The sequence below is a fragment of the Streptomyces sp. NPDC005722 genome, from assembly GCF_040630935.1.
Lineage (GTDB): Bacteria > Actinomycetota > Actinomycetes > Streptomycetales > Streptomycetaceae > Actinacidiphila.
In genome coordinates this window covers 1-11,171 of the sequence record NZ_JBEXYN010000090.1, presented here as the reverse complement: position 1 = coordinate 11,171, position 11,171 = coordinate 1, and the positions used below count along the sequence as shown (strand labels likewise).

Here is an 11,171-nt window from a genome sequence, read left to right as displayed (position 1 = left end):
CGACGGCGTCGGTCAGGGTGACGGCGTGGTCCCCGGCGTCGATGGTCCAGGTGAACTCACCCGCCCGCTCCGGCACCGTCGCCGTGATCGTCTGCGCGCCGTCCGGCGCGGGCGGATCCGTGGTCAGCGACAGCGCCGTCCAGGCGTCCAGGCCGCGGTCGTCGAAGGTGTCCTGCCAGGTCGTGATGTCGGTGAGCCGCAGGAACGCCCCGATGCCGTAGGCGCGGCCCGGGGTGAGCCTGCCGGCCGGGACGGTCAGGGACGCGGTGAAGGCGCCGCCCGAGGCCCGCATCGAGTCGTAGTAGAGCTGTCCGCCGCTGGTGTCCGGCGACGTGACGACCCAGTCGCGGTTCCCCCGCTTGCCCGGCTGCCACGTCTCGGCGTCGAAGAGACCCACGTCGAGAGAGTAGGTCAGGGTGGGACTCGGCCAGTCGGGGACGTCGAATCCCGCGCCGAGTACGGTCAGCCGGGTCGGGGACCCCGGGTCGACGGCCGTGCCCGGGACCGCCACCAACTGGGGCTTGCCCGTGGCGCGGAAGACCCGTACGGCGAAGGCGCCGGAAACCGTCCGGGCGCCCTCGGCGTTGGCCGCGACGACACGCGCGGACGCTCCGTCGGCGTTGAGCGGCACGGCCGGCAGGGTGAACTGCTGCGTTCCGCCGACGATGGGCTGCGCGTACTCGGCGCCGGCCCAGCGCCTCCAGGTGGCGCCCTGGTCGTCGCTGCGTTCCAGGACGATCGTGGCGGGGTCGACGGCGGGGTTGCCGGTGACGCGGAACGTCACCAGGGGCCTCGTCCCCTGGATCGCGGCCAGATCACGCGGCGGCACGGAGAACGTGGGCGCGGTGTAGGGAGCGGTGGTGAGCAGCAGGGCCGTCGAGGTCGCCCGGCCGTCGCCGTTGGTCGCCACGACGCGGACGTAGGTGTTGTTCCACGAGGAGTCGACGGCCGGGATGGTGAGGGTCTCGCCGTCCGCGCCCTCGACGGCCGTCCACGGGCCGCCCGCCGAACCGGAGCGCTCCCACCGGACGGTGGCGTCCCCGTCGACGTCGGCGGTGACGGTGAGTTCCCGGCCCTCGACGTAGGGCGCCGCCGCGGTGGTGGAGGGGTTGGCGAGGATGACGGGGACGTCCTTGACGTCGGGCGCGGAGTCGAAGCCCACCGAGAGGTCGAACGGCGGCTTGTCGGGGTCGTCGCTGAGGCCGCTGGTGTGCCAGTAGCTGGACAGGCCCGTCTCGTACTGGAAGTCGACGAAGGACTCCGGCCACGAACCCCAGCCGGGCCGGGCCTCCTTGACGGCGCCGGAGATGGCGGAGGTGGTGGAGCGCACGCCGCCGGTCAGCGGGAAGTAGTCGACGCCCGAGAACCGCGGGGAGATCCGCACCCCGCCGCCCGGTCCCGCGGTGGTGTCGAGGCGTACCTGGTCGAAGGTCGCGACGGTGACCCGGCGCGCGGGCACCTCCTCCTGCTCACCGGGATTGTCCCGGCTGGAGCCCATGCCGCCGCTGGTGGCGGTGAGGGTGCCGGTGCCGTCCTCGGCGACGGTCAAGGTCGGGTCCTTGACGTACCAGGTCACCATGCCCGCGTAGGCGTTGGCGGTGAAGGCGCCTTCCCAGCGGATCGTGGCCTCACCCGTGACGGGGTCGGCGGTTCCGCTGCCCTCGGTGAACAGCACGCGCTGGTTGAGCTGCGATCCGGCACCGGGGATGCACTTGGTGGCGTCGGAGATCCCCTGGGCCGTGCCGTCGGCGACGCGGTGGACGATCCGCACGCCGCCCTGCCGGTCCTTGAACTCCCGCTGTGTCCCGGCGGAGAAGAAGTTGCAGCCGGCGTTGGCCGGATTGCCCCCCTGGTAGATGCTGTTGACGCCCCACTCCAGGCTCGCGTGGCTCACCGGCCGGGGGCTTCCACCGCCGGAGACCACGCCGAGCCGCGCCGCCGCCGAAGTGACGGACGGACCGTGGCCGTTGTCGACGACGACCCGGTAGCGGGCCCCGTCGTCGGCGGGGCGGGACTTGAAGGCGAGCTCTGCGGTGCTCGCCCCGGCGATGTCCGACCATGCGGAGCCGGCGGCGTCCTGGCGCTGCCAGCGGTACGTGAACGGGCCGGTGCCGCCGGCGGTGACCGTGAAGCGCGCGGTCTGGTAGGCCTGCACGGAGGTGTCGTGGGGTGGCTCGACGACGCCGGCCGCGACGGGGGTGACCGTGAGTGCGGCTGCGTCGGAGGTGTGCTGGGCGAAGGCGCCGTCGAACACCTTGACCGAGTAAGTGGCGCCGTTGTCGGCGTAGTTCGCGGTGAAGGTGTAGGTCGCGGAGTTGCTGTTGGGGAGCGGGACGCTGCCCTTGGCGTCGGTGCGGTACCAGGTGTGGAAGCGGGCGCCGGGGAAGTCGGCGGAGAAGGTCACCGACCCGCCGTCGGGCACGGTCTGCGCTTGCGGTTGGGCCGCGAACGCCGGGTCGGACGCCGCGGCGGCGCCCGCCTGGGTGGCGCGGACGGCCCGGGCGGGCTGGGCGGGCTGGGCGGCCACCGTGGCATGGGCGGCCGTGGCGCGGGCCGCTCCGGCCGACACGGGCAGGGCCGGTGAGGGCGCGGCCACCGCCAGGGCCGCGGCGGCGGCCGCGAGCCCGACGGTGATCCGCGCGGGGAAGGGTCTGGAACGCACTGTCACGTCCGCTCGTCGAAGGGGAATTCGGCTGATGGAGGGGCGGCCGACGGCTCGCCCCGGCCCCCGTGGTGCCGTCCGCGTCCCGGTCGGGGCCGGGGCGGACACTGCGTTCGCCGGACGGTGTCGACACGTTGTCCCACCCAGTGCCCCGGGAGCCGGAGAGCGGCGTCGTACCGCCCGGGCTCCTTCGTGCGCTCCGGAACCTCGCCCTTGCGGGGCTTGGTTCGATCCTGCGAAGTTAGGATAGCCTAACCTATGTATCATGCCGACAGATCGTCGGCAACATGTTGACTTAGGGGACCCTAAGTTGCAAGCATGGCCGCGAGCAAGACCAAGGGAGGAACCATGACAACATCCCCTTTTTCCACGGCCATTCGCACCGCGAGTCAGGACCGGCACACCGAGGCCGAGAACGCACCGTTCATCACCAACCTGCTGGGTGGGCGCTTCGCCGTGGACGCCTACGCCCGCTACACCGAGCAGCTCTTCTTCGTCTACCGGGCGCTGGAGGAGGCCGCCGCGCCGCTCGAACGCGACCCGGTCGCCGGGCCCTTCCTCAAGCCCGAGCTGATGAGGGTCGCCGCCCTCGAACAGGACCTGTCCCACTTGCTGGGCGACCGGTGGCGCGACCGCGTCGCGCCCCTGCCCGCGACCCGGCGGTACGCCGAACGCATCGCCGAGGTGGCCGCGACCTGGCCGGCCGGATACGTGGCGCACCACTACACCCGCTACCTCGGCGACCTCTCGGGCGGTCAGGTCATCCGGAGCATCGCGGAACGGACGTGGGGCCTGGAGCACAAGGGCGACGGCGTCCGCCTCTACGTCTTCGACGGCATCGACAACCCCGCCGCGTTCAAGCGCCAGTACCGCGTGCTCCTCGACGGGTTGCCCGTCGACGAACTGGAGAAGCAGCGCGTGGTGGAGGAGTGCCGCACCGCCTTCGCCCTGAACGCCGCCGTCTTCGCCGACCTGGACGCCCTCTTCCCGCTCACCGCCTGAGCGCGGCCGCGGCCGGCCGCCGGGGAACCGGCTCCGGCGGGTGCGTTCCGGATGCGTCGCCGCTCTTTCCGGAACCCCCACCCTCCCCAAGAAGATAGGTTAGGCTTACCTAAGTTTCACGGGAGCTTGATCCAGGACGTCCCTGTCCTGGGTCCCGTATGTCCACACCGTGCACCACCGTGTCCGCGCGAGCCGCGGACGTTGTCGGACGGGGGCGGATCCGCCCCCGTCGCCCTGATGGAGGCAGCCCTGTGACGGGCAACAGACAGCCCCGGTCCCCGCGTCCGCCGTCGTCCGCGGCCGGCCCCGGTCCCGGCGTGACGCCCGCGCCGCGCACCGTACTCACCCGACGCGTCCTGCTCGGACTGCTGTTGGTGGTACCGGTGCTCCTCAGCGGCTGCGCCTCGCCGGCGGGCGCGGGCCGCCCCGCCGGGCCGGCGGGCACGCACCGCACCGTCCCGTGGGACCAGGTGCGCCCACTGGCCGACCCCCGCTCCCACCGCGGACCCACCACGGCCACCGTCGCGGACGCCGGCATCACCCCGGTCACGCGCACGGCCCACCCCGTGCTCCCCGCCACCGTCACCGACGTGCAGGGCACCGAGGTGACCGTCACGAGCAGCGACCGGATCCTCGCGCTCGACCTGTACGGAAGCCTCGCCGCGACCGTCCAGGGCCTCGGCCTGGGCGACCGCCTGGTCGGCCGGGACCAGTCGACCGGCTTCCCGGCCGCCGCCAAGCTGCCACTGGTCACCCGCGGCGGGCACCAGCTCAACGCCGAGGCGATCCTCACGCTCCACCCCACCGTGCTCATCACCGACACCACCCTCGGGCCCTGGGACGTCGTCCTCCAACTGCGCGACTCCGGCGTACCGGTGGTCGTGGTCGGCGCCAAGCGCTCCCTGGACACCGTCGGCACCCTCGTCGACGAGGTCTCCGCCGCGCTGGGGGTGAAAGCCGAAGGACGGCTGCTCCGCGACCGGTTGCACCGTGAGATCGCCGCCGAGCAGGCGCAGATCGCGAAGGTCGTCCCGGCCGACGCAGCCCGCCGCCCCCGCGTCATGTTCCTCTACGCCCGCGGCCAGGCCGGTGTCTACTACCTGTTCGGCAAGGGGTCGGGGGCGGACTCCCTCATCGAGGCGCTGCGCGCCGTCGACGTGGCCACCGAGGCCGGCATCAACGGCTTCACACCGCTGAACGCCGAGGCGATGGCCAAGGCCAGGCCCGACGTCATCATGATGATGAGCGAGGGGCTGCGCTCCGTCGGCGGCGTCGAGGGGGCGCTGAGCCTGCCGGGCGTCGCCCAGACCCCGGCCGGGCAGCACCGCCGCATCGTGGACATGAGCGACTACCAGGTCCTGTCCTTCGGGCCGTTGACCGCCCAGGTGCTCGACGCGCTCGCCCGTGCCGTCTACGCGCCCGACTCGCTCGCCCCGTCCCCCGCGGGAGGGGCGTCATGACCGCGCTCGCCACGGGCACCCGCCCCGAGAACGGCCCCGGGACGGCCGAGCCGACCGGCCACGCGGCCCCGGCTGCCGCGCCCACCGGACGTACCGCCCGCCTCGTCCTGTTCACCGCGCTCGGTGCCGCCCTCGTCCTGGTCGGACTCGGTTCCGCCGCGCTCGGCCAGTACGGCATCGGGCCGGGCGACGTCGCCGGCTCGGTCCTGCACCGCCTGTCCGGGCCGCTCGACCTCGGGCAGCCCGTCCCCGACCGCTTCGCCGAGTCGACGCTGTGGCAGATCCGCATGCCCCGCGTCGTGATGTCGCTGCTGGTCGGCGCCGTCCTGGCGACCGCCGGCGCCCTGATGCAGGGCGTCTTCGGCAATCCGCTCGCCGAACCCGGCGTCGTCGGGGTGTCGGCGGGCTCCGCCCTCGGCGCCGCGTCCGTCATCGTCGCCGGCGTCGACGTCCTCGGCCGCTTCACCGTCCCGGCGGCGGCCTTCCTCGCCGGGCTCGCCGCGGTGCTGCTGGTCTACCTGCTGTCCCGGGCCGGCGGCCGCACCGAGGTGGTCACCCTGGTGCTGACCGGCATCGCCATCAACGCCGTCGCGGGTGCCGGACTGGCGTTCTGCATGTTCTTCGGCAGCCAGACCGCCCGCGACCAGATCGTCTTCTGGCAGCTCGGCAGCCTCAACGGCAGCCGCTGGGAGTACGCCGGCAGCGTCACGCCGTTCGCCGTGATCGGCCTCCTCGGCGCCTGCCTGCTGGCACGCAGGCTCGACCTGCTCGCCCTCGGCGACCGGTCCGCCCGGCACCTGGGGGTCAACGTCGAACGCCTCCGGGTGACCGCGATCGTGCTCATCGCCGTCATGGTCGCCGCGGCCGTCGCCTTCAGCGGCATCATCAGCTTCATCGGGCTCGTCGTGCCGCACCTGGTGCGCATGGCGGTCGGCCCCGGCCACCGGGTGCTGATCCCCGCCAGCATGCTCGGCGGAGCCGTGCTCCTCGCGACCGCCGACGTCGTCGCCAGGACCGCCATCGCCTACGCCGACCTCCCCATCGGCATGCTCACCGCCCTCGTGGGCGGCCCGTTCTTCTTCTGGCTGCTGCGCACCACCCGCGCGCGGGCGGGAGGCTGGATGTGAGCGCGCGAACCGTACTGGCACGGCTCACCGGCCGCCGGGCACCCGTGCCCCGGCCGCCGGAGCCGGGAACGGTGGTGCTGTCCGCCCGGGGACTCGGCCTGCGCGTCGGCGGTACCTGGCTGCTGCAGGACGTCGACCTCGACCTGGCCGCCGGCACGCTGCTGGCGGTCGTCGGCCCCAACGGCGCCGGCAAGTCGACCCTGCTGTCCCTGCTGGCCGGCGATCTGCATGCGACGACCGGGACGGTCCGCGTCGGCGGCCTCACCGTCGCCACGGCCCACCCCGCCGACCTCGCGCGCCGCCGCGCGGTCCTGCCCCAACGCGCCGCGCTGTCCTTCCCGTTCACGGTCGCCGACGTCGTGGCGATGGGGCGCGCGCCCTGGGCCGGCACCGAGGCCGAGGACGACGACGAGGACGCGATCGCCCGCGCCCTGGGCGCCGCCGACATGACCGGGTTCACGCACCGCCGCTACCCGACGCTGTCGGGCGGCGAGCAGGCACGCGCGTCCTTCGCCCGGGTCCTCGCCCAGGACACCTCGGTGCTGCTGCTCGACGAACCGACCGCCGCCCTCGACCTGCGCCACCAGGAACAGCTCATGCGGACCGCCCGCGCCCGCGCCGACGACGGACAGGCCGTGCTCGCGGTCCTGCACGACCTGCAACTGGCCGCCGCCTACGCCGACGAGATCGCGGTACTGCACGCGGGCCGGCTGGTGGAACGGGGCGAGCCCGGGGCGGTACTGACCGAGCCACTGCTCGAAGAGGTCTATCAGCTCCCCATCGAGGTGTACCGGCACCCCGTCACCGGCGCGGTGACGGTCGGACCCCGACGGCACGGCAAAGGAACACCCACACCATGACCACACCCCTCACCCTCGCCACGGCACCGCCCGTCCCGCCCGGCAGCACCCGGCGCGGACGCGCCCGGCACCTGCCGTGGGCCTTCGCCACCGCCGCCCTGGCGGTGGCCGCCACCGTCCTGGTGCCGGCGCCCCCGGCCACGGCGGCCACGGCGGCCACGGCCACGGCGGCCGCCCGGGTCACCGTGTCCCCGGCCACGGCCGACCCCGACTACGCGAGCAGACTCCGCCTGCACGGCGCCGGGTTCCAGTCCGTGAAGAACGGCTTCGGCGGTGTCTACGTGCTGTTCGGCACCGTCAGCGGCAACTGGCGGCCCAGCCGGGGCGGTACCAGCGGTGAGGACTACGTCTACGTCCAGGACTCCGAGACCAAGGACAACCACGGCTACCAGCGCTTCGTCGCCTTCCCCGGCGACCCGACCGCCTACGCCGCCAACGGCGGCACCGTGAAGGCGGACGGCACCTGGGACGCGACGCTGGTCGTGCCGGGTGCCGTCTTCCCGGCCAAGGGCCGCGACGGCACGATACGCCAGGTCGACTGCCGCAAGGTGCAGTGCGGGGTGATCACCATCGGGGCGCACGGCGTGGCCAGCCCGGCCAACGAGACGTTCACGCCCGTCCGTTTCACCACCCCGGCCGGACAGGCCCCGGCCACGAAGCCTGCCCGGCCCCGTGCGTCGAAGACGCCGGCCGGCGCGCCCGCCACGAGCCCGGCACCGGAGGTCCCCTCCTCCGCGGCCCCGGGGGCCGGATCGGCCGCCGCCTCCCCGGCGACGACCGGCGACCCGGCGACCACCGTCACGGCGGACGCCGTCGTCAGCGCCGGCGCCACCTCGGGAGCGGGCCGTCCGGTGGTGCTCGGCGCCGCTGTCGGCGCCGTCGTCCTGGCGAGCCTCGTCCTGCTGCGCCGACGCAGGCGCGGCGCCACGTCCACCCGAACGGGGGAGAAGTGACAACCCGGATATCCAGCAGGCGCACGCGGACCACCACCACGCGGCGCGGCATCGCCTCCCTCCTTGGTGTCGTGGTGGGTGTGGTGTCGGCGGCGGGTGTGGTGGTCGTGGGGGCCGGTTCGGCTTCTGCGGCTTCGGTGTCGGTGTCGGATGCCTCGTTCTCGTGGGGTCTGAGTGGTGAGCAGGGGGGTGGTGCGTTCTTCGGTGGCTGCAATTTCCTGTCGGCGGGGAAGGCGGGCAACACCGGTTCGTCGCGGTTGTGGACGCAGGGTGATGGCTTCTATGCGACGCGGGACGGGAACGTCACGGTGGAGAAGCCGGATGCGGCGGGTGTGTTCGGTCAGCCGTCGTGGTCGACGAAGTGTCAGGATCCGAACGGGTCTGCGGTGTCGGCGGGTTCGACGGGTTCGCTGACGCGTAACCGGGTGGTGTTCGAGCACGGCACGGGGACGGTCGACACCGCCGCGCACACCGCCACCATCCACTGGTCGGGTTCGTTCACGTCGGTGTTCTACGGCGGTCTGACGTACTGGTCGGCCACCGACCCGACGCTGACGGTGGGCGCGGACGGTGCGGGGACGTTGTCGGCGACCGTGACGGGTTACGGCGCGGACATGAACGATCCGGGCAAGTGGGTGGCGTTGCCGGCGCGGACGGTGACGTTGGCGAAGCTGAGTCACGTCGCGTTGGGTGCGTCGGGGTTCACGGTGACGCCGGACTATTTGGGGGAGTCGGTGACGGTTCCGTCGGGGACGACGGGGCAGCCGGCGAAGTCGGCGTCGAACCAGGCGTACTGGGGTTCGTTCCCGCAGGACTTCGTGGACTTCCAGCAGTCGACCGGGCAGTCCTCGTACTGGTTCACCTCCGGCGGCGCCCGTGACGCGGCCAAGCCCGCCACCCCCCTCACAATCACCTACACCACCCGAGGCACCGCCGCCCCCACGCCGGCCGGGCCCGGCACCACGCCCACGGCCACCACCCCCGCGTCCCCCACCGCGACGGCCGACGCGCCTTCGGCGGACGGCACGGCGGACACCGCCGAGGGCTGCGAGGTCACCGACGCCGTCAAGGGCGGCAGCCTGACCTGGGGCTTCAAGAAGAGCTTCCGCTCCTACGTCGGCGGCCCCGCGGGCAACAGCATCACGGCCGACGACGGCCTGAGGATCCTCGCCCAGGACCTGGCCGTGGCGGGCAGGAACACCACCGGCACCTACCAGTGGCCCTTCGCGTCGAGTCCCGCCTACACCTCGCCCGACGACTTCACCGTCCAGTACGCGGGCCGCGTCACCTACGCGTACCCGGCGCACTACTTCGAGGTCGCGATCGCCGAGCCCCGCCTCGTCGTCCACGGCAGGACCGGCACCCTCTACGCGGACGTCAGCCTCACCGTCAGCGCCCCGGACGCCGAGCCCACCACCGACGCGCGCAGCGACGTCGCCCTGGCCTCCCTCGACCTGTCCGGCGGCTCTGCCGACACCGGCGCCCAGGGCGTCACCCGCACCCTGCGCACCGCGATACAGGACACCAAGGCCTTCACCTTCAACGGCAGCAGCTTCTACCGGAAGGGCCAGCCGCTCGACGACGCCACCGTGCACCTCAGCGGCTGCACCGGCACCGGGGGCGCGCCCACCACCGGCCCCGGCGACACGCCCGGCGGACCGGACGCGGACGGCGCGGACGGTGCCGGCGACGACTCCGCGCTCGTCCCCGACACCCGCTTCCGCCCCGGTGAACTGGCCAGCACCGGTGTCGGAGCCCACGCCACCGGAGCCCTCGCGGCCGCCGCGGCCGGTGTCACCGCGGGCGCGGTCCTGATGCTCCTCGCCCGACGCCGCCGGCACACCGCCGGCGTCCACCGCTGACCTTTCCAACCGACCGGCGCCCACCGGCGGTGAAGGGGGTGAGGCCGTCCGCCGGGGCCGGACACCCGTACGAGCCGAAGGGGCCGGGCACGCCCGCCCGACCCCTCGACCAGCGGGACACGACGTGTCCCGCCTGATTCTCTGCAGGAGAGAAGAAACCAATGTATCGAATGACGACGCGCCGCCCGGGCGCGAGATTCAGCCCCCGCACCGCCCGCCGCGCGACCCGTGCCCTCGCCGGTGTCGTGGTGGGTGTGGTGTCGGCGGCGGGTGTGGTGGTCGTGGGGGCCGGTTCGGCGTCTGCGGCTTCGGTGTCGGTGTCGGATGCCTCGTTCTCGTGGGGTCTGAGTGGTGAGCAGGGGGGTGGTGCGTTCTTCGGTGGCTGCAATTTCCTGTCGGCGGGGAAGGCGGGCAATACCGGTTCGTCGCGGTTGTGGACGCAGGGTGATGGCTTCTATGCGACGCGGGACGGGAACGTCACGGTGGAGAAGCCGGATGCGGCGGGTGTGTTCGGTCAGCCGTCGTGGTCGACGAAGTGTCAGGATCCGAACGGGTCTGCGGTGTCTGCGGGTTCGGCGGGTTCGCTGACGCGTAACCGGGTGGTGTTCGAGCACGGCACGGGGACGGTCGACACCGCCGCGCACACCGCCACCATCCACTGGTCGGGTTCGTTCACCTCGGTGTTCTACGGTGGGTTGACGTACTGGTCGGCCACCGACCCGACGCTGACGGTGGGCGCGGACGGTGCGGGGACGTTGTCGGCGACCGTGACGGGTTACGGCGCGGACATGAACGATCCGGGTAAGTGGGTGGCGTTGCCGGCGCGGACGGTGACGTTGGCGAAGCTGAGTCACGTCGCGTTGGGTGCGTCGGGGTTCACGGTGACCCCGGACTATTTGGGGGAGTCGGTGACGGTTCCGTCGGGGACGACGGGGCAGCCGGCGAAGTCGGCGTCGAACCAGGCGTACTGGGGTTCGTTCCCGCAGGACTTCGTCGACTTCCAGCAGTCGACCGGGCAGTCCTCGTACTGGTTCACCTCCGGTGGCGCCCGTGACGCGGCCAAGCCCGCCACCCCCCTCACCCTCACCTACACCACCCGAGGCACCGACCCGTCGGACCCGGGTGAGGACCCCGGACCGTCCGAGGACGAGCAGACGATCACGGCGACGGTGCCGGAGCGGGCGGGTGAGTTCACCTGGACCATCGACGCCGGGGACCACGCCGTCACCCTGACCGACGCCGTCG

8 protein-coding genes are annotated in these 11,171 nt (G+C 73.1%); 7 read left to right on the top strand and 1 reads right to left on the bottom strand.

All coding sequences use genetic code 11. The features are described from left to right. The coding region (locus ABZ479_RS41130) for a hypothetical protein (protein ID WP_500466367.1) at positions 1-2,668 on the bottom strand (2,668 nt) is incomplete at its 3' end. 342 nt (positions 2,669-3,010) lie between these two features. Here ABZ479_RS41130 and ABZ479_RS41125 point away from each other — a divergent pair. From ABZ479_RS41125 to ABZ479_RS41095, 7 genes are all read left to right on the top strand, one after another. Then, entirely contained in the window at positions 3,011-3,664 is a 654-nt protein-coding gene (locus ABZ479_RS41125; protein ID WP_500466366.1) for a biliverdin-producing heme oxygenase, read from the top strand. Positions 3,665-3,915: 251 nt separating this feature from the next. Then, positions 3,916-5,124 carry a heme/hemin ABC transporter substrate-binding protein gene (locus ABZ479_RS41120; protein ID WP_500466365.1) on the top strand — a complete coding sequence of 403 codons (1,209 nt, stop codon included), beginning with the start codon at positions 3,916-3,918 and terminating at the stop codon, positions 5,122-5,124. Next, positions 5,121-6,251: a FecCD family ABC transporter permease gene (locus ABZ479_RS41115; protein WP_500466364.1), complete on the top strand. Its 1,131-nt coding sequence runs from the start codon at positions 5,121-5,123 to the stop codon at positions 6,249-6,251. The genes ABZ479_RS41120 and ABZ479_RS41115 overlap by 4 nt, the downstream gene beginning before the upstream one ends. Further along, positions 6,248-7,111: a heme ABC transporter ATP-binding protein gene (locus ABZ479_RS41110; protein WP_500466363.1), complete on the top strand. Its 864-nt coding sequence runs from the start codon at positions 6,248-6,250 to the stop codon at positions 7,109-7,111. Before ABZ479_RS41115 ends, ABZ479_RS41110 begins: the two co-directional genes overlap by 4 nt. Next, positions 7,108-8,064, top strand: a complete 957-nt coding sequence (locus ABZ479_RS41105; RefSeq protein WP_500466362.1) for a hypothetical protein — start codon at positions 7,108-7,110, stop codon at positions 8,062-8,064. The genes ABZ479_RS41110 and ABZ479_RS41105 overlap by 4 nt, the downstream gene beginning before the upstream one ends. Positions 8,065-8,489: 425 nt before the next feature. After that, complete coding sequence (locus ABZ479_RS41100; RefSeq protein WP_500466361.1) at positions 8,490-9,926, top strand: HtaA domain-containing protein; 1,437 nt, start codon at positions 8,490-8,492, stop codon at positions 9,924-9,926. Between the two features lie 161 nt (positions 9,927-10,087). Beyond that, positions 10,088-11,171: hypothetical protein (locus tag ABZ479_RS41095; RefSeq protein ID WP_500466360.1), on the top strand; the 1,084-nt coding region annotated here is incomplete at its 3' end.